The sequence below is a fragment of the Actinomadura sp. WAC 06369 genome (genome assembly GCF_003947565.1).
GTDB lineage: Bacteria > Actinomycetota > Actinomycetes > Streptosporangiales > Streptosporangiaceae > Spirillospora > Spirillospora rifamycini.
In genome coordinates this window covers 1-18,426 of record NZ_QHJN01000045.1, presented here as the reverse complement: position 1 = coordinate 18,426, position 18,426 = coordinate 1, and the positions used below count along the sequence as shown (strand labels likewise).

Genomic DNA, 18,426 nt, shown 5'->3' with positions numbered 1-18,426 from the left:
CCTGCGGAAACGGTATCGCCGCGGGGGGCGGTCGTTTCCAGCCGCGCCGGGAAGATCTTCCTTCGTTCCGGGGGCGGGCCCGGGCGGCCCCGGTGCGGGGACGGCCCGCTCCCGCGACGGGGGGCGCTCCCACCCCGCCGGGGATGGGAGCGCAAGGTGCCGATCCGGCTCAGCGGATCCAGAGGTCGGGACCGAACACCTCGTAGTGGACGCGCTCGTCCGAGACGCCCGCGTCCAGCAGGCCGCGCCGCGTCTCCCGCAGGAACGGCAGCGGCCCGCACATGAACACCCGGGCCTTCGGCGGCAGGTCGAGCGCGGCGACGTCGAGCAGCCCCTCCCGGACGTCGGCGTCGGCGGCGGCGTCGCCGGGCTCCTCGTACCAGGTGACCTGCCGGAACCCGGGGATCCTGCGGCCCGCGTCCGCGATCTGCGCGCGCAGCGCGTGCGCGCCGGGGGAGCGGTCGGCGTGGACGGCCAGCACGGGCCGGCCGGTGCCGGCGTCCGCGAGCCGGTCGATCATCGCGGCGGCGGGGGTGATGCCGATGCCCGCGCTGATCAGGACGAGCGGGTCCTGCTCGTCCGGCAGGACGACGTCGCCGAACGGCGCCGACACCTCCAGCTCGGTCCCCGGCACCGCGTGCTCGAACAGGTGCGTCGACACGGCGCCGTCGGGGGCGCCGTCCGTCCCGCGCACCCGGCGGAGCGTGATCTGCGCGGTGCCGTCGGCGGTCGCGCGCGAGAGCGTGTACTGGCGCGGCTGCCGCAGCCCGTCCGGCAGGGTGACGGCGACGCTCACGTACTGGCCCGGCAGGTGGGCGGGGGCGGGGCCGCCGTCGGCGGGCGCCAGCACGAGCGAGATCACGTCCCGCGCCTCGTCCCGCCGCTCCACGACCCGCCACGTCCGGTACGGCGCCGCCGGGTCGCAGGCCGCCTCCTGGTAGAGCCGCGCCTCCTCGGCGATCAGCAGCGTCGCGAACAGCCAGTACACCTCCGACCAGGCCGCGTGCACCTCCGGTGTGACCGCGTCGCCGAGCACCTCCGCCACCGCCTCGAGCAGGTGGCGCCCGACGATCGTGTACTGCTCCGGCCGGATGCCCAGCGAGGCGTGCTTGTGCGCGATGCGCGACATGATCTGCTGGAAGGGGATGCCGGAGTCGGGCGTCACCAGGTGCTCGGCGAACGCGGCCACCGAGCCCGCGAGCGCCTGCCGCTGCTCGCCGTTGGCCTGGTTGCCCTGGTTGAACAGGTTCCGCAGCTCCGGATGCGCGGCGAACATCGCGTCGTAGAACGTGCCGGTGATCTCGACACCGTGGGCGGCGACCGCGGGCAGCGTGGCCCGGACCGTCTCGGCGTGGTCGGACGACAGCATCATCAGCCTTCCTCTGGGGGCGGTCCCGCCGCGTCCGGGACGGGCGGGGCGGGAGGCGCCAGTGACAACAGGACGGGTTCGGCCGGATCGGCCACCAGGTCGCGCAGGCGGACGCCGTCCAGCGACGCCAGGAACGCCTCCTGCGCCGCCCGCAGCACGCCGCGCAGCCGGCAGCCCCCGCGCAGCGGGCACGGCGGGCTGTCGCAGTCGACGACCTCGCCGGGGCCCTCCAGAGCCCGGACGATCGCGCCGACCGTCGCCTCGCGGGCACCGGGCGCGAGCACGACGCCGCCGCCGCGCCCCCGGGCCGTCTCGACGAACCCGTGCCGTCGCAGCCGCTGCACGATCTTCGCCATGTGCTGCGGCGGCACGCTCAGCCGGTCGGCCAGCTCGGCGGCGGACCGGCGGTCGGTCCCCGCGCCGAGCGACATGAGGACGCGCAGGCCCAGGTCGGTCGACTGAGTCAGGTGCATGGTCAAGAGCCTAGAGTCAAATAGGAATTGAAAAGTCCGATTTATCCTGTGCGCCTCGCCACACCCGGCCCCGGACGGGACGCCGCGCGGGCGGGCGGTAGCGTTCCCCGGAGAAAGATCGTCCAGGTCAACGGCCGCGCGGCACCCGGCGCGGCCGCCTCGCCCCGGGAGGCCCCTGTGCTCAGCGTCACGCTCGCCGACGTCCGGCTGTTCCTGCACGTGCTCGCCGCGACCGTGTGGGTCGGCGGGCAGATCGTGCTCGGCGCGCTCGTCCCCGCGCTGCGCGGCTTCGACGGCGTCACCAAGGTCGCCGCGCGCCGCTTCAACATGATCGCGTGGCCCGCGTTCGGCGTGCTCGTCCTCACCGGGATCTGGAACATGACGTCCGGCGAGATGAGCGACGAGGCGCAGATGACCCTGAACGTCAAGATGGCGTTCGTCCTGCTGTCGGGCGTCGCGGCGTTCCTGCACGCGCGGGCGACGTCCAAGGCGGGTCTCGCGGTGTGGGGCGCCCTAGGCGCGGTGGGCGCGCTCGTCGCGCTGTTCTTCGGCGTCCAGCTGGGCTGACGCCCTCCGAGACGGGTCTTGAGTAGTTAACACTCGTAGTGTTAACTACTCCCCTGTCATCCGAGGCCGCGGAGCACCTCCCGGCGTCCGGACGGAGGAGCGGCATGAGCGAACGCACCCGGCGGGGCCCCTCCCAGCGGCAGGACGCCATCGCCGAGACCGTGCTCGCGCAGGGCTCGGCCACCGCCGCGGAGTTCGCCGAGCGGTTCGGGGTCAGCCTGATGACGATCCACCGCGACCTCGACGAACTCGAGCGGCAGGGGATCGTCCGCAAGTTCCGCGGCGGCGTCACCGCCCAGCGCTCCGGAGTCTTCGAGAGCAGCGTCGGGTACCGGGGCCGGGCGCAGCGCGACGAGAAGGAGGCCGTCGCCGACCGGGCGATGGATCTCGTCGAACCCGGCATGGCGATCATGCTGGACGACTCCACCACGGCCCTCGCCGTGGCGCGGCGGCTCCAGGACGCCGGACCGCTCACGGTCGTCACGAACTTCCTGGACGCGCTGAACCTGCTGGCGCCCGTGCAGGACCTCAAGCTCATCGCGCTCGGCGGCGACTACGACCCCCTGCACAACTCGTTCATGGGCGTCTCGTGCGTCGAGGCGATCGAGGCGCTGCAGGTGGACCTGTGCTTCGTGTCGACCTCGGCGATCTCCAACGGCAACGCCTGCCACCAGGAGCAGCACGTGGTGGTGGTGAAGCGCGCGATGCTGCGCAGCGCCGTCCGCACCGTCCTGCTGGTGGACCACACGAAGCTGGGACGGACCGCGCTGCACCGGGTCGCGCCGCTCGGCGGCTTCGAGCGGGTCATCGTCGACGACGGCGCGTCCGCGGAGGCGCTCGACGAGCTCGACCGGCACAACGTGCGCTACGAGGTGGCGGCGCGCCGCCGGTGACCGCCGCCGGCCGGCGGTGTGAACACCGCCCCGCGGCGGGCTCGCCCGCCGCTGTCTTCGCGTGACCGGTATGGAGCTGTGACCTGCGCCTTTGCGACGGTCCGCCGCAAAATTCACGTAGGCGAGTGTTAATTAACATTCTGGTATTGACACTTCTAACGTTGTTGATGTTACGTTCTCCTCGCGGCGGCCCGATCGTTCCGGCCGGACGGCCGCCGCACCCGGCTCAGTCGCCCTTCATCACGGGCGTGGCACCGAGGAGAACCCCCAGTGAAGACCACCCCCCGCAGGACGGCCGCCGCGATCGGCGCGGCGCTGGCCGTGCTCGCCCCCGCCGCCGGCTGCGCGTCGCAGAACTCCGGATCCGGCGGCGGCGGAGACGACGCGAAGATCGCGTTCCTCATGCCGGACCTCGCCTCGACCCGCTACGAGCTGTACGACGCGCCGCTGTTCAAGGCGAAGATGAAGGAGCTGTGCGGCGGCTGCTCCGTGCTCTACCAGAACGCCGACTCCGACGCGGCGAAGCAGCAGCAGCAGGCCACCTCCGCGCTCGCCCAGGGCGTCTCGGTGATCGTCATCGACCCCGTCGACTCGGCCGCCGCCGCGTCGATCGTCCGGATGGCGCAGTCCCGCGACGTCGAGGTGATCGCCTACGACCGCCCGATCCCGAAGGCGAAGTCCGACTACTACGTCTCGTTCGACAATGAGAAGATCGGCGCGATGATCGGCAAGTCGCTCGTCGACCACCTCGAGGCCGAGGACGCCGAGGGCGGAATCCTCCAGGTGAACGGCTCGCCGACCGACGCCGCCGCGGGCCTCATCAAGAAGGGCATCCACGGCTCGGTCGACGGCGCCGGGTTCGAGCCGCTCGCCGAGTACGACACGCCCGGCTGGCAGCCCAGCAAGGCCCAGGAGTGGGTCAGCGGGCAGATCAGCAAGTTCCGCGGGAAGATCGCGGGCGTCGTCGCCGCCAACGACGGGACGGCCGGCGGCACCATCGCCGCGTTCAAGGCCGCGGGCGAGGACGTGCCCCCGGTGACCGGGAACGACGCCGAGCTCGCCGCCGCGCAGCGGATCATCAAGGGCGACCAGTACAACACCATCTCCAAGCCGATCAAGACGGTGGCCGAGGCCGCCGCGGTCGCCGCGCACACGTTCGTCCAGGGCAAGACGCCCGAGGGCAACACCACCCTCTTCGACACCCCCTCGGAGCTGTTCACCCCGACCGTCGTCACGCGGGAGAACATCAAGGAGGTCCTCTTCGGCCCGGGCGGGCCGCTGAAGGCCGCCGAGGCGTGCACCGCCGAGTACAAGGCCGAGTGCGCCGAACTCGGCATCCAGTAGGCCGCCGCTCCCGTTCGAAGGTTCGCCATGTCACCAACGCCCATCCCCGCCGCCGGCGCGGCGGGCCCCCTGCTGTCGCTGCGCGGGATCAGCAAGTCGTTCGGCGCGGTCGCCGCGCTCACCGACGTCTCCCTGGACGTCTCCGCCGGCGAGGTCGTCGCCCTGGTCGGCGACAACGGCGCCGGGAAGTCCACGCTCGTGAAGGTCCTGTCCGGGGTGCACCGCCCGGACGCGGGCACGATCACGTTCGAGTCGCGGGAGGTGACCGTCCCCACCCCCGCCGCCGCGCAGCAGCTCGGCATCGCCACCGTGTTCCAGGACCTGGCGCTGTGCGAGAACCTCAACGTCATCGAGAACCTGTTCCTCGGCCGCGAGCTGCGCGCGCTCCGCCTCGACGACGTCCGGATGGAGGTCCGGGCCCGGGAACTGCTGGCGCAGCTGTCCGCGAAGATCCCGGCGGTGGAGGTGCCGGTCGCCGCGCTGTCGGGCGGCCAGCGGCAGACCGTCGCGATCGCCCGCTCGCTGCTCGGCGACCCGAAGATCATCATCCTGGACGAGCCGACCGCCGCGCTCGGCGTCGCGCAGACCGCCGAGGTGCTGAACCTCATCGAGCGGCTCCGCGAGCGCGGGCACGGCGTCATCATGATCAGCCACAACATGGCCGACGTGCGGGCCGTCGCCGACACCGTCGCGGTGCTGCGCCTCGGCCGCAACAACGGCGTGTTCGACGCCCGGACCGCGTCCGGCGAGGAGCTCGTCGCCGCGATCACCGGCGCCGGCGACAACGTGGTGGCGCGCCGCACCGCCGCCCGCGCCGCCGCCGCGGGGAAGGGCGACGGGGATACGGGCGACGGGGGTACGGGCAACGCGGGGACGGGAGACGAGGGGACCGACGATGAGTGACACCACCACCCGCGGCGCCGCCGCGGCCCCGCCCGCGAAGGCGCCCGCACCGGCCGGGCCGCCCGGCGGCGGCCCGCGCGCCCGGCTCGCCGCCGCGGGCGCCCGGCTGCGCGGCGGCGACCTCGGCGTCGCGCCGGTCGTCGCCGGGCTCGTCGTCATCTGGACGGTGATGCAGATCCTCAACCCGATCTTCCTGTCCAGCGCGAACCTCGTGAACCTGCTGCTGGAGTGCGTGCCCGTCGGGGTGATCGCGCTCGGCGTCGTGTTCATGCTGCTGGTCGGGCAGATCGACCTGTCGGTCGGATCGATCAGCGGGCTCGCCGCCGCCGTCACCGCCGTCCTGTTCGTCGACCGGGGCATGCCCGCGTGGGTCGCGATCCTCGCCGCCGTCGCGCTCGGCGCCGCCGTCGGCTGGTGCTACGCGCAGGTCTACAACCGGCTCGGCGTGCCCAGCTTCGTCATCTCGCTCGCCGGGCTGCTCGGCTTCCTCGGCCTGCAACTGTGGATCCTCGGCCCCAACGGCTCGATCAACCTGCCGTTCGACTCCTGGCCGGTCACGTTCGCGCAGCTCGCGTTCGTCCCGCCGTGGCTGGCGTACGCGCTGGTCGCCGCGGGCGCCGCCGCCCTCTACTGGACGGGGCGCCTCCGCGCGGCCGAGCGGCGGCGGGCGGACCTGCCCGCGACCGGGGAGCGGACGCTGATCCTGCGGAGCGTCGCGCTGCTCGCCGGGCTCGGGCTCGCCGTCTGGTACCTCAACCGGGACCGCGGCGTCGGCTGGATGTTCGTCCTCTTCCTCGGCCTCGTGCTGGCCGCGCACTACGCCCTGTCCCGCACCAAGTACGGCAAGTCGCTGTACGCGGTCGGCGGCAACGTCGAGGCGGCCCGCCGCGCGGGCATCGACGTCCAGCGGATCTACACGTCGGCGTTCGTGCTGTGCACGTCGCTCGCCGCGCTCGGCGGCGTCCTGGCGGCGTCGCGGCTCGCCGCCGCCAACCAGAGCAGCGGCACCGGCGACGTCAACCTGAACGCGATCGCCGCCGCCGTCATCGGCGGGACGAGCCTGTTCGGCGGGCGCGGCGGCGCGTTCGCCGCGCTGCTCGGCATCGTCGTCATCCAGTCGATCTCGAACGGGCTGACGCTGCTGAACCTCGACTCGTCCTACCGGTTCATGGTCACCGGCGCGGTGCTGATGCTGGCGGTCGCGCTGGACTCGGCCGCCCGCCGGTCCCGCCGCTCGCACGGCCGGGCCTGAGGGAGGAACGCGATGGCCGTCGTCTGCGTCGACGCTGGCACCACGATGATCAAAGCGGTCGGGTACGCCGCCGACGGCACCGAACTGGCCGTCGCCCGGCGCCCCGCCGAGGTGAGCCGCCCCCGCCCGGGGCACGCCGAACAGGACATGGAATCGGTGTGGCGGGCGGTCGCGGACGCCGTCCGCGAGATCCTCCCGCGGCTGCCGGGCGCGGTCGACTACCTCGCGCTGACCGCGCAGGGCGACGGCTGCTGGCCGGTCGACCGCGCGGGCGACCCGGCCGGCCCTGCGATCCTGTGGAACGACGGCCGCGCCGCCCCGGTCGTCGCCGCATGGGCGCGGGCCGGGGTGCTGGAGGACGCGTTCCGCGTCAACGGGTCGCTGACCTTCGCGGGCCTGCCGAACGCGATCCTGGCCTGGCTGCGCGAACACGACCCCGACCGGCTCGCCCGCACGGCCGCCGTCCTCACCTGCGGCGGATGGATCTTCTCCCGGCTCACCGGCGAGATCGCGATGGACGCCTCGGACGCGTCCGCCCCGTTCATGGACGTCCGCACCCGGCGCCCGTCGGACGACCTCCTGCGCCGCTACGGCATGGAGTGGGCGCGGCCGCTGCTGCCGGACCCGCGCGACGACGGCGACCGCGCCGCGCCCCTCGCCCCGGACGCCGCCGCCGCGCTCGGCCTGCCCGCCGGGCTCCCCGTCGTCCTCGCCCCCTACGACATCGCGTCCACCGCCATCGGGACCGGCGCGGTCGAGACGGGACGGGCGTGCACCATCCTCGGGACGACGCTGTGCACCGAGACGGTCGTCGAGGAGCCCGACCTGACCGGCGAACCGTCCGGGCTGACCGTCGCGATGGGCCTGCCCGGCCGGTTCCTGCGGGCGTTCCCCACGCTCGCCGGCGGCCAGGTCGTCGACTGGGCGTGCCGTCTGCTCGGCCTCGGCGCCCCCCGCGAACTCGCCGAACTGGCCGCCGCCGCACCGCCCGGCGCGCACGGGCTGGTCTTCCTGCCGTACCTGTCGCCGGCGGGGGAGCGCGCCCCGTTCCTCGACCCGGCGGCGCGCGGCGGCCTGCACGGCCTGACCGTCGACCACACCGCCGCGGACATCGCCCGCGCCGTCCTCGAGGGCCTCAGCCTGGTCGTCCGCGACTGCCTGGCCGCCGCCGGGACGCGCCCGACCGAGCTGCGGGTGAGCGGCGGCGGGTCCGCCAGCCCGGTGTGGCTGGCGATGCTCGCCGACGCCACCGGCGTGCCCGTCGTCCGGTCCGCCGACACGGAGGCGGGCGCCCGCGGAGCGTTCCTCGTGGGCCTGCTCGCCACCGGGCGGGCCGCCGACGCGGGCGCGGCGGCCGCCGCCCACGTCCGTCCGGGCGACGTCCACGAACCCGACCCCGCCCGTGCCGCGCACTACGCCGCCGCCTACCGCGACTTCCTCGACGTCCGGGCCGCGACGGCGTCCGCGTGGCCCACCCTCGCGTCCGCGCGGGCGCGCACCGCAGAAAGGAACTCGTGAACGACGACGTCTGGCTCGGGATCGACCTGGGCACGCAGGGCGCGCGCGCCCTCGCCGTCACCGCCGCCGGGGCCGTCATCGGCGCCGGCGGCGCCGAGCTGACCGGGCGCCGCGACGGGCCCCGCCACGAGCAGGACCCCGAGCACTGGTGGGACGCCGTCGCCGCCGCGTGCGCGCAGGCGCTCCGGGACGTCCCGTCCGGCGCCGTCCGCGCCGTCGCGGTCGACGCGACGTCCGGGACGATCCTGCTCACCGACCGCGACGGGAACCCGCTGACCCCGGCCCTCATGTACGACGACACGCGCGCCGCCGCGCACGTCGACCGCGTCAACGAGGCGGGCGCCGACCTGTGGCGGAGCCTCGGGTACCAGCGGATGCAGCCCGCCTGGGCGCTCCCGAAGCTGCTGTGGCTGCTGGAGCACACGCCCCGCCCGCCGGACGGCGCCCGCCTCGCCCACCAGGCCGACTTCGTCAACCGGCGCCTCACCGGCCGCCCCGTCGCCGCCGACCTGTCCAACGCGCTGAAGACCGGCGCCGACCTGATCGCCGAGCGCTGGCCCGGGGACGTCCTCGACGCGCTCGGCGTCCCGGACGGCCTGCTGCCGCCGCTGGAACGGTCCGGCACGCCCCTCGGCACCGTCTGCGCCGCGGCGGCCGCCGCCACCGGCATCCCCGAGGGCGTCCCGGTCGTCGCCGGCGCCACCGACGGGTGCGCCGCCCAGCTCGGCACCGGCCGCCTCACCCCCGGCTCCTGGAACTCCGTCCTCGGCACCACGCTCGTCCTCAAGGGCGTCACCGACCACCCCGTCCACGACCCGTTCGGCGCCGTCTACTCGCACAAGGCCCCCGACGGCCGGTGGCTGCCCGGCGGCGCGTCCAGCACCGGCGCCGGCGCCCTCACCCGCGACTTCGCCGGCCGCGACCTCGCCGGCCTCGACCGCCGCGCCGCGGACCGCGAACCCGCCGCGGCGCTCGCCTACCCGCTCGTCCCCGCCGGGGAGCGCTTCCCGTTCCTCGCGCCGGACGCGCGCGGCTTCCGGCTCGGCGGCACCGGCGACGAGGCCGACGACTACGCCGCCGTCCTGCAGGGCGTCGCCTACATCGAACGGCTGTGCTTCGACCACCTCGACCTGCTCGGCGCCCCCACCGGCGGCGACCTCACCCTCACCGGGGGAGCGGCCCGCAGCCCCTACTGGGTGCAGCTGCGCGCCGACGTGCTCGGACGGCCCGTCGTGCTGCCCCGCCGGTCCGAGTCGGCCCTCGGCGCCGCCGTCCTCGCCGCGTCCCCGGGCCGCCCGGTCGCCGAGGTCGCCGCCCGCATGGTCGCCGTCCGCACCGTCGTCGACCCCCGCCCCGACCGCGCCGGCCGCTTCGACGACGCCTACCTGCGGCTCGTCGGCGAACTCGAACGCCGCGGCTGGCTGCCGGCGGCCACCGCCGACCGCGCTCGGGAAAGAACCGGCATGACCGGCATGAAAGGTGCACGCCGATGACCCGCATCGTCCTCGTCCGCCACGGCGAGACCGAATGGCACGCGGAGAACCGCTACGCCGGGAGCAGCGACGTCGCGCTGACCGCCCGGGGCCGCGACCAGGCCCGGCTGCTCGCCGCGTGGGCGCTCCTCGCGCGGCCCGACGCCGTGTGGTCGTCCGACCTGTCCCGCGCCCGGCTGACCGCCGCCGCCTCCGCGGCCGCGCTCGGCACGGACGTCCGGGTGGACGCCCGGCTCCGCGAGCTCGACTTCGGCGAGGGCGAGGGCCTCACCCGCGACGACATGGACCGCAAGTTCCCCGACGCCCTGCGCGCCTTCCTCGCCGACCCCGTCGCCGGGCACCTGCCCGGCGGGGAGGACCCGGCCCGCGCCGCGGCCCGCTTCACCGCCGCCCTGCACGACGCCGCGTCCGCCCACACCGGCGGCCGCGTCCTCGTCGTCGCGCACTCGACGGCGATCCGGCTCGCGCTCTGCGCGCTGCTGGGCGTCCCCCTCAAGGACTACCGGCGGCGGTTCCCGTCGCTGGGCAACTGCGCCCTGACCGAGATACGGCTCCGGGACGGCGACGCCGCCCTCCTGGAGTTCAACACCGCGATCGAACGATCGCTCGTTCCCTGGAGCAAGCAATGACGACCCGCGTCCTCGCGGCCGGTGACCACTTCGTCCTCAACCGCCTCCTCGTCGACGCGCTCCGCGCCGAGACGGCGGACGGCCCCGGCGGCGGGCCCGCCGCGGACCTCGAGTTCGCCGAGCTGACCCTGCCGTGGCCCGTCGAGCCGTTCGGCCGGGTCGCCGAGGTCGACGAGGCGTCCGGTACCGAGGACCAGCTCATCGAGGCGCTGCGCGGCGCCGAGGTCTGCGTCACCCAGATGGCCCCGCTCACCCGCCGGATCCTCGAGAACGCCCCCGACCTGCGGCTGTTCTGCATCACCCGGGGCGGGCCCGTCAACGCCAACCTGGACGCCGCCACCGAGCACGGCGTCGCCGTCTGCTACGCGCCCGGACGCAACGCCGACGCGACCGCCGAGCACACCCTCGCGCTGATCCTCGCCGCCGTCCGCCGCATCCCGCAGACCCACGTCGACCTGACCGGCGGCCGGTGGCGCGGCGACTACTACCGCTACGACGACGTCGGCATCGAGCTGCTCGGCAGCACCGTCGGCCTCGTCGGCTGCGGCGCCGTCGGACGCCGCGTCGCCCGGGCGCTCGCCGCGCTCGGCGCCCGCGTCCTCGTCCACGACCCGTACCTGGACGGCCTGGACGACCTCGCCGGCATCGCGGAGCTCGTCACCCTCGAGGAACTGCTGGCGCGCGCGCAGATCCTCTCCCTGCACGCCCGCGCGACCCCGCAGACCACCGGGATGATCGGCGCCCGGGAGATCGCCGCGATGGCCCCCGGCTCCATCATCGTCAACTGCGCGCGCGGCTCCCTCCTCGACTACGAGGCCGTCTGCGACGCCGTCGAGTCCGGCCACCTGTTCGCCGCCGCGTTCGACGTCTTCCCCGAGGAGCCCGTCCCCGCCGGCTCCCGCCTGCTGACCACCCCGAACATCATCGTCACCCCGCACCTGGCGGGCGCCAGCAAGCAGACCGCCGCCAACGCCGCCCGCATCGTCGCCCGGGACGTCGCCCGCCACCTGCGCGGCGAACCCCTCGTCCACTGCGCGAACCCCGACGTCCGGGGCGTCCCGCAGCGCCGCTGACGGCGGCCCCGCCGACGCGAGGCCGGGGAGCCGGGCAGGTGCATTGGAACGCTTTATCCACCGTCAATTGAGTGATCATTAACAGGCATTTATCAATGGAATGCAGAATGTCAAAATAAATGTCCGACGCTCTTTTCAGCACGGGATCACCGAGGTAGAAACGATCTGTAATCCGCGCGGCCACGGCGCCCCCCGTGCCGCGCGAGGGGGCCGCGCACGGCGCCGCGCCGTGCGCGGAAGCAGAACGCCTCACCGAGGAGTGACCACCCCGTGAAAGCTCTCGGCAGAATCACCGCTCCCCTGATCGCGGCGTCCGCCGCCGCGGTCCTCGCGGCCGGCCCCGCGGCCGCCGCCACCACCACCGTCCGCGCCGGCACCGCCACCGGCGCGCCCTATTCGGGCGCCTTCCAGGTGTCCACCGTCGGGCCGCTCGAATTCTCCGTCGTGTTCCTCGGCGTCACCGTCACCGGCACCTGCGACGGCGCCGAACTGCGCGGCACCGTCGAAGCCGCGGGCGCCGGCGCGCTGACGTCCGCGTCCATCGGCGCGTGCACGACGTCCAACGGCCTCAGCTCCCCGCCCACCGACATCGGCGAAATCCCCGCGAACAGCGGCCGAGTCGCCCACGACCCCGTCCCCGGCGGACGCGACGGCACCCTCGCCATCGACGGCGACCTGACCTTCAGCCTCCAGGGCGAGTTCCTCGGCCGCGTCCGCACCTGCAACTACGGCTTCCAGACCGGCGGCGAGGACGGCCTGTCCTTCGACGTCTACAACCGCGACAACCCCAACCGCCCGCTCCCCGGCGTCGACGACGCCCAAGGCGAGGCGACCGACATCACCCTCGTGAAGAAGCCCGGCAGCGACTTCCTCTGCCCGTCCGACGGCACCGGCACCGGCACCGCCGTCGCCCGCGGCGAGAGCGCCCCCGGCTCCGGCGTCTTCGACCAGAAGCTCTACCTCACCGAATAGCGCGGGGCGGGCGGCCGGGCGCCGGGCCGGTGCAAGGGAGTGACTTTCCGCCCGCGGCGCCCGGCCGCCCCGATCCTCGCGCACCGGGTCGCCGCGGGCCGGCCGGGGGCGATCGGCCGCCCCGGCGAGCGCGAGGACCACGAGCCTAACCCCGCAGGTCAGCGCACCGTAATGACATCGCGCTTACAGTTCTTTCCCACCGCGGTCCGGACCGCCCCGGCGCAAAATCACCGAGCCCCCGGTGACACAATGGAACCGTGCGAGCGGTCGTGGTCTCCGACACCCACGCGCCCCGGTACTGGAAGTCGTGCCCGCCGCGGGTCGCCGAGCACCTGCGGGGCGCCGACGTCATCCTGCACGCGGGCGACGTCTGCATCGCGCCCGTCCTCGACGAACTCGCGCAGTACGCGCCCGTCCACGCCGTCCTCGGCAACAACGACCGGCCGGACGTCGCCGCCTGGGGCGCCCCGGAACGGCTCGAACTCGACCTCGGCGGACTCGCCGTCGCGATGGTCCACGACAGCGGCCAGAAACGCGGCCGCACCGCCCGCATGCGCCGCTGGTTCCCCGGCGCCGACCTCGTCGTCTTCGGCCACTCCCACATCCCGCTCGACGAGACCGGCGACGGCGTCCGCATCTTCAACCCCGGCTCGCCCACCGACCGGCGCCGCCAGCCCCACGGCACCCTCGGCATCCTCGACATCCGCGACGGACGGCTCGCCCGCGCCGAAATCGTCCCCGTCACCTGACCGCCGCGCGACACAATGCCGTCATGACCCGCCTGCCCTGGGAGAAGACGCCCGACCACGTCCGCGCCGACGTCGAAACCCTGCTCGGCGCCCGCGTCGCCGAGGCGACCACGCAGCCCGGCGGATACTCGCCCGGCGTCGCCGCCCGCCTCCGGCTCGACGACGGACGCCGCGCGTTCGTCAAGTCCGTCGGCGCCGAACTCAACCCCGACTCGCCCGGCATCCACCGCGCGGAGGCCCGGGTCGCCGCCGCGCTGCCCCGGTCCGCGCCCGCCCCGCGGCTGCTCGGCTCCTTCGACCGGGACGGCTGGGTCACCCTCGTCTTCGAGGACATCGACGGCGCCCCGCCCCGCGAACCCTGGGACGACACCGAACTCGCCCGCGTCCTCGCCGCCCTCGGCGACCTCGCCGCCGCGATGACGCCCGCGCCCATCGACGCGCCCACCGTCGCCGAGCGCTTCGGCCCGGCCTTCCGGGGCTGGCGGCTCCTCGCCGCCGGGCCCGCCGGCGCCGGCGGGCCCGACGGGCTCGACCCGTGGGCCCGCGCCCGCCTCCCCGAACTCGCCGAACTCGAGGAGTCCTGGGAGGCGGCCGCCGCCGGCGACACCCTCGCGCACGCCGACGTCCGCGCCGACAACATCCTGCTCACCCCCGGCCGGGTGGTCGTCGTCGACTGGCCCTGGGCGTGCCTGTCCGCCCCCTGGTTCGACCTCCTCGCGATGCTGCCGAGCGTCCGCCTCCAAGGCGGCCCGCCGCCCGCGGACGCCTTCGCCGCCCACCCGCTCGCCGCGTCCGCCGACGACCGCGCCGTCACCGCCGTCCTCGCCGCGGTCGCCGGGTTCTTCGTGCACGGCGGCCTCCAGCCGCCGCCGCCCGGCCTGCCCGCCCTCCGCGCCTTCCAGCGCGCCCAGGGCGAGGTCGCCCTCGCCTGGCTCCGCGACCGCCTGGAATGATCTCCGGAGACGTCTCGCAGGAGGGATGAACGGCATGACCGAACGCGTCACCGTGAAAGTCCACGACGGGGTCGCCGACGTGCGGCTCAACCGCCCCGACAAGCTCAACGCCCTCGACCTGCCCACCTTCGAGGCGCTCGCCGCGACCGGCGACGCCCTGGCCGCCGACCCGTCCGTCCGGGCCGTGGTCCTGTCCGGCGAGGGCCGCGCCTTCTGCGCCGGCCTCGACTTCGCCGCGTTCGCCGCGATGGCCGAGCGCGCGTCCGCCGGCTCCGCCCGATCGTCCGACATCACCGACCGCGCGCCCGGCCGCATCACCAACCTCGGCCAGCAGGCCGTCCACACCTGGCGGGAACTGCCCCAGCCCGTCATCGCCGCCGTCCACGGCCACGCGCTCGGCGGCGGACTCCAGATCGCGCTGGGCGCCGACCTGCGCATCGTCGCCCCCGACACGAAGATGTCCGTCCTGGAGATCCGCTGGGGACTGGTGCCCGACATGACCGGCACCGCCGCGCTCATCCGGCTCGTCGGCGAGGACACCGCCAAGGAGCTCACCTTCACCGGCCGCACGGTCAGCGGGACGGACGCCGTCCGCATCGGCCTCGCCACCCGCACCGCCGACGACCCGCACGCCGCCGCCACCGACCTCGCCCGCGAGATCGCCGCGAACAGCCCCGACGCCGTCCGCGCCGCGAAACGGCTGCTCAACCGCGCCGCCGACCGCGACCTCGCCGGCCAGTTCCTCGAGGAGTCCCGCGAACTCGGCGCCCTGCGCGGAACGCCGAACCAGGCCGAGGCCGTCCGGGCCTACTTCGAGAAGCGCCCGCCCGCCTTCACCGACCCCGCCTGACGCGCGCACCGCCCCCGGCGCCCACCGGGGGCGGTTACGGGACGAACCGGTCCGGGCCGGTATGTTCGGCCGTCGGAATCGGCGCATCCGCACAGGTCACCGCGGGCGCCCACCTCACCGACCCCGGAAGGCGACACACGCATGTCCGAAGCAGGACCGCGCAGGCATCCCGTCGACGAGGTTCTCCCCGTCCCCAAGCTCGCCCTCTACGGGTTCCAGCACGTCCTCGCCTTCTACGCCGGCGCGGTCATCGTCCCCATCCTCGTCGCCGGGCAGATCGGACTGTCCGACGAGCAGCTCGTCTACCTCATCAACGCCGACCTGTTCACCTGCGGCATCGCCTCGATCATCCAGGCGCTCGGCTTCTGGCGCGTCGGCGTCCGGCTGCCCATCGTGCAGGGCGTCACCTTCACCGCCGTCGCCCCCATGATCGCCATCGGGCAGGGCGCGGAGAACGCCACCGCCGGGCTCCTCGCCATCTACGGCGCCACCATCACCGCCGGCCTCGTCACGCTGATCGCCGCGCCGTTCCTCGGCCGCCTCCTGCGGTTCTTCCCGCCCCTCGTCACCGGCACCGTCCTGACGATCATGGGCCTGATCCTGCTGCCGAACGCGCTGAAGGACGCCGCGGGCGGCGCGGGCGCCGACGACTTCGGCAGCTGGAAGCACCTCATGTACGCGGGCGGCACCCTGCTGTTCATCCTCGCCGTCTACCGGATGCACCGACCGTTCCTCAGCAGCATCGCGGTCCTGCTCGGCCTCGTCGGCGGCACCCTCGTCTCCTGGGCGCTCGGCGACACCACCTTCGACCAGGTCGGCCAGGCCGACTGGGTCGGCGTCACCACCCCCTTCCACTACGGGATGCCCACCTTCCACATCGGCGCGATCATCGCGATGCTGCTGGTGATGATGGTCACCGTCGTGGAGACCGTCGGCGACGCCAAGGCCACCGGCGAGATCGTCGGCAAGGAGGTCGGCGACGAGGACATCACCCGCGCGCTCCGCGCCGACGGCGTGTCCACCTTCCTCGGCGGCGTCCTGAACGCCTTCCCCTACACCTGCTTCGCGCAGAACGTCGGCCTCGTGCGCCTCACCGGCGTCCGCAGCCGCTTCGTGGTCGTCGCCGCCGGCCTGATCATGATGGTGCTCGGACTGTTCCCGAAGGCCGCCGGCTACGTCGCGTCCATCCCGCCGGACGTCCTCGGCGGCGCGGCCGTCGCGATGTTCGGCATGGTCGGCGTCGTCGGCATCCAGACCCTCTCCAAGGTCGACCTGCGGCAGGAGCGCAACGCCCTCGTCGTCGCCGTCAGCATCGCGCTCGCCCTGCTCCCCGCCGCCGCGCCCGAGGTCTTCGCGCAGATGCCCCGCGAGGTCTCCGCGATCCTCAACAGCGGCATCACCCTCGGCGCGATCTCCGCGATCGTCCTCAACCTCGTGTTCAACGTGTTCGCCCGCACGTCCCCGCCCGAGAACGGCGCGGAGAAGGCCCCCGCGAGCTGACCCGGCCGCTCCGGCCCGCGGCGCCCGCCGCGGGCCGGACACCGAGGCCGGAAGTCCGCCCGCCCGCCCGCGCGCCGGGCGGCGGGACGGCGGCCGCACGGACCCGCAGGGCCTATTCCCAGAACGCCGCGAGCGTCCGCCCCTGCGCGCCCCGCCTCGGCGGACGGAGTCCGCGACGACGAGCTCAGCGGGTCCGCCCCGAACGCCGCGAGAGACGCCTCGTCGGAACGCGCCACCTCGCCCTTCCCCGACATCCCGGCGACCCGCTCGTCCAGCGTGCCGCCGTCCATCGAGGCCGGCGCCGGCACGCGGCCGCACGCCTCCGCCAGGGACGCCCGACGGCGTTGCCTCCCGGTTCTGCAGGCCGCGTCCGCCTGCCGCGCGAACAGCTCTGTCAGGCGGCGAGCGCGGCGCCGAACGGGAGGTTGCGCACCACCCAGAAGACCATGACGACGGCGAAGAAAGCCCAGATCAGCCGCGGGTCCGCCGCCTTCGTCCGGGTGGGGCGGTCCCGGGCCCGCGCGACGGCCCAGCGCACCCAGAAGAACAGCAGGACGGGCAGCATCGTCACCGTGAACACGTTCAGCGCGACGGCCTCGCCGAGCTGCCCGTGCGCCACGGCGTGCACCGTGCGCAGCGCCCCGCAGCCGGGGCACTGGTAGCCGGTCAGCGCCAGGAACGGGCATGTCGGGTAGTGCCCCTGCTCGTTCGGGTCGACCGCGGCGACGTACCCGGTCGCCGCGACGGCCAGTACCGCGACGCCCAGGGGGGAGAGCAGACGGCGCGCCGCCGCGGTCAGGCCGCGGGACGCGCCGTCGCGATCGGGCGAGGGCCCGCCCCGCCGAGGCGGGGCGAGCCGATGCTCCCGGGTCATCCGTCAGTACGTCGTGCTGCTGCTGGCGAGCGCGACGCTGAAGATGAAGTAGATGACGCCGACGACCACGCCCACGATCGCCGACACGATCGCCCACGTCTTGGCGTTCTTGGAAGCCGCGATGGCACCCGCGTGGTCACCGCTGTTCCACTTGCCGTTGACCTGCGCGGCGAACACGATCGACACGACTCCGGCCGGGAGGCAGCAGAACAGCGTCGTCAGGATGGCCCACACCAGGTGGTTCGGCGGCGGCGCCGGCGGGACGCCGTACGAACCGGGACCACCGGGGGCGGGTGGCGGGTAGTAGCTCATGTGGTTCCTTCCCTGTGGGCTGGGTTTCCATCAAGTAGATGGTCAACAAGCATGCCTGGTTCCCCTTCAGCAGGTAAACGCCCCCCTCAACACAGTTCAGGCACGGTCGGCCCGGCCCGGCGGAGCCCCGCGCGCCGATTTGACGCCGCCGACCCGACCGCGTAAGTTAACCCCTCGTCCCCTTACGGATGCAGGACGCCCGAGCGGCGGCCGGCCGACCGGGGAAACCACCATCAGACTCCGCCGGAGCGGCTTCGCCGTGCCCGGGGTCCGTCGGTGGGTCGGAAACAGCCGATTTTGACAAACCGGCCGGATCTGATGAAATAGCACCACCGCCCGGAAGGAACCGCGCAAGCGGAACCTGAAAGGCATCGGGAAAAGCCGGAAATTGACAAGCCGGCCGGAACCGATAAAGTAAGAACAGTCGCCCCGGGGCGAGACCAGCGAAAGCCGGTCGAGCGCGGTGGGTGTCCGTTTCTTGAGAACTCAACAGCGTGTTAAAAGCCAGTGCCTTTAACGATTCGGCCGGCAGGCCGGATCACCCCCGAGGCCCTGCACCCCCGTCAGGGGATGTAAGGCTGGGGATTTCTTTGAGGCAAGCACCCGAGTGGTGCATTGCCGGGATTGTTTCCAAGGTTTGGCTCTTCGGGTTCGCCCCCGAAGGGTCGGTAAGACCTTAATGGAGAGTTTGATCCTGGCTCA

18 protein-coding genes are annotated in these 18,426 nt (G+C 74.1%); 14 read left to right on the top strand and 4 right to left on the bottom strand.

Annotation, left to right across the window (positions count from 1 at the left end; translation table 11 throughout):
• Nucleotides 1–169: 169 nt before the first annotated feature.
• Together DMH08_RS14715 and DMH08_RS14710 are read right to left on the bottom strand one after the other, a co-directional pair.
• Entirely contained in the window at nt 170–1,372 is a 1,203-nt protein-coding gene (locus DMH08_RS14715) for a globin domain-containing protein (RefSeq protein ID WP_325052924.1), read from the bottom strand.
• Nucleotides 1,372–1,842 carry an RrF2 family transcriptional regulator gene (locus DMH08_RS14710; RefSeq protein ID WP_026401654.1) on the bottom strand — a complete coding sequence of 157 codons (471 nt, stop codon included), beginning with the start codon at nt 1,840–1,842 and terminating at the stop codon, nt 1,372–1,374. Before DMH08_RS14710 ends, DMH08_RS14715 begins: the two co-directional genes overlap by 1 nt.
• Before the next feature lie 177 nt (nt 1,843–2,019).
• Between DMH08_RS14710 and DMH08_RS14705 the strand changes: the two genes are divergently transcribed.
• From DMH08_RS14705 to DMH08_RS14645, 14 genes are all read left to right on the top strand, one after another.
• Entirely contained in the window at nt 2,020–2,409 is a 390-nt protein-coding gene (locus tag DMH08_RS14705; protein WP_026401655.1) for a hypothetical protein, read from the top strand.
• Between the two features lie 104 nt (nt 2,410–2,513).
• Nucleotides 2,514–3,302, top strand: a complete 789-nt coding sequence (locus DMH08_RS14700; RefSeq protein WP_125614719.1) for a DeoR/GlpR family DNA-binding transcription regulator — start codon at nt 2,514–2,516, stop codon at nt 3,300–3,302.
• A 270-nt stretch (nt 3,303–3,572) separates the two neighbouring features.
• The gene (locus DMH08_RS14695; protein WP_034517069.1) at nt 3,573–4,646 is read left to right on the top strand and encodes a substrate-binding domain-containing protein; all 1,074 of its coding nucleotides are present in this window, start codon (nt 3,573–3,575) and stop codon (nt 4,644–4,646) included.
• A gap of 27 nt (nt 4,647–4,673) precedes the next feature.
• Nucleotides 4,674–5,549, top strand: a complete 876-nt coding sequence (locus DMH08_RS14690; RefSeq protein WP_125614716.1) for an ATP-binding cassette domain-containing protein — start codon at nt 4,674–4,676, stop codon at nt 5,547–5,549.
• Entirely contained in the window at nt 5,542–6,801 is a 1,260-nt protein-coding gene (locus DMH08_RS14685; RefSeq protein ID WP_026401658.1) for a sugar ABC transporter permease, read from the top strand. Before DMH08_RS14690 ends, DMH08_RS14685 begins: the two co-directional genes overlap by 8 nt.
• 12 nt (nt 6,802–6,813) lie before the next feature.
• On the top strand, nt 6,814–8,319 hold the full coding sequence (locus tag DMH08_RS40985; protein WP_199747795.1) for an FGGY-family carbohydrate kinase: 1,506 nt from the start codon (nt 6,814–6,816) through the stop codon (nt 8,317–8,319).
• The gene (locus tag DMH08_RS40980) at nt 8,316–9,812 is read left to right on the top strand and encodes an FGGY-family carbohydrate kinase (protein ID WP_199747794.1); all 1,497 of its coding nucleotides are present in this window, start codon (nt 8,316–8,318) and stop codon (nt 9,810–9,812) included. The genes DMH08_RS40985 and DMH08_RS40980 overlap by 4 nt, the downstream gene beginning before the upstream one ends.
• On the top strand, nt 9,809–10,441 hold the full coding sequence (locus tag DMH08_RS14675) for a histidine phosphatase family protein (RefSeq protein ID WP_026401660.1): 633 nt from the start codon (nt 9,809–9,811) through the stop codon (nt 10,439–10,441). The genes DMH08_RS40980 and DMH08_RS14675 overlap by 4 nt, the downstream gene beginning before the upstream one ends.
• Nucleotides 10,438–11,514 carry a 2-hydroxyacid dehydrogenase gene (locus DMH08_RS14670; RefSeq protein ID WP_026401661.1) on the top strand — a complete coding sequence of 359 codons (1,077 nt, stop codon included), beginning with the start codon at nt 10,438–10,440 and terminating at the stop codon, nt 11,512–11,514. The genes DMH08_RS14675 and DMH08_RS14670 overlap by 4 nt, the downstream gene beginning before the upstream one ends.
• Before the next feature lie 270 nt (nt 11,515–11,784).
• Nucleotides 11,785–12,486, top strand: coding sequence for a hypothetical protein (locus DMH08_RS14665; RefSeq protein ID WP_125614713.1), 702 nt, complete (start codon nt 11,785–11,787; stop codon nt 12,484–12,486).
• A 257-nt stretch (nt 12,487–12,743) separates the two neighbouring features.
• Nucleotides 12,744–13,235, top strand: a complete 492-nt coding sequence (locus DMH08_RS14660) for a metallophosphoesterase family protein (protein WP_125614710.1) — start codon at nt 12,744–12,746, stop codon at nt 13,233–13,235.
• Nucleotides 13,236–13,258: 23 nt separating this feature from the next.
• Complete coding sequence (locus DMH08_RS14655) at nt 13,259–14,188, top strand: aminoglycoside phosphotransferase family protein (protein ID WP_125614706.1); 930 nt, start codon at nt 13,259–13,261, stop codon at nt 14,186–14,188.
• 34 nt (nt 14,189–14,222) lie between these two features.
• Nucleotides 14,223–15,038, top strand: coding sequence for a crotonase/enoyl-CoA hydratase family protein (locus DMH08_RS14650; RefSeq protein ID WP_026401664.1), 816 nt, complete (start codon nt 14,223–14,225; stop codon nt 15,036–15,038).
• A 141-nt stretch (nt 15,039–15,179) separates the two neighbouring features.
• The gene (locus tag DMH08_RS14645; protein WP_051300433.1) at nt 15,180–16,538 is read left to right on the top strand and encodes a nucleobase:cation symporter-2 family protein; all 1,359 of its coding nucleotides are present in this window, start codon (nt 15,180–15,182) and stop codon (nt 16,536–16,538) included.
• Nucleotides 16,539–16,932: 394 nt separating this feature from the next.
• Here DMH08_RS14645 and DMH08_RS14640 read toward each other — a convergent pair whose 3' ends face one another.
• Nucleotides 16,933–17,412, bottom strand: a complete 480-nt coding sequence (locus tag DMH08_RS14640; protein WP_051300434.1) for a DUF2752 domain-containing protein — start codon at nt 17,410–17,412, stop codon at nt 16,933–16,935.
• A 3-nt stretch (nt 17,413–17,415) separates the two neighbouring features.
• On the bottom strand, nt 17,416–17,724 hold the full coding sequence (locus DMH08_RS14635; RefSeq protein ID WP_034517076.1) for a CD225/dispanin family protein: 309 nt from the start codon (nt 17,722–17,724) through the stop codon (nt 17,416–17,418).
• Nucleotides 17,725–18,426 lie beyond the last annotated feature (702 nt).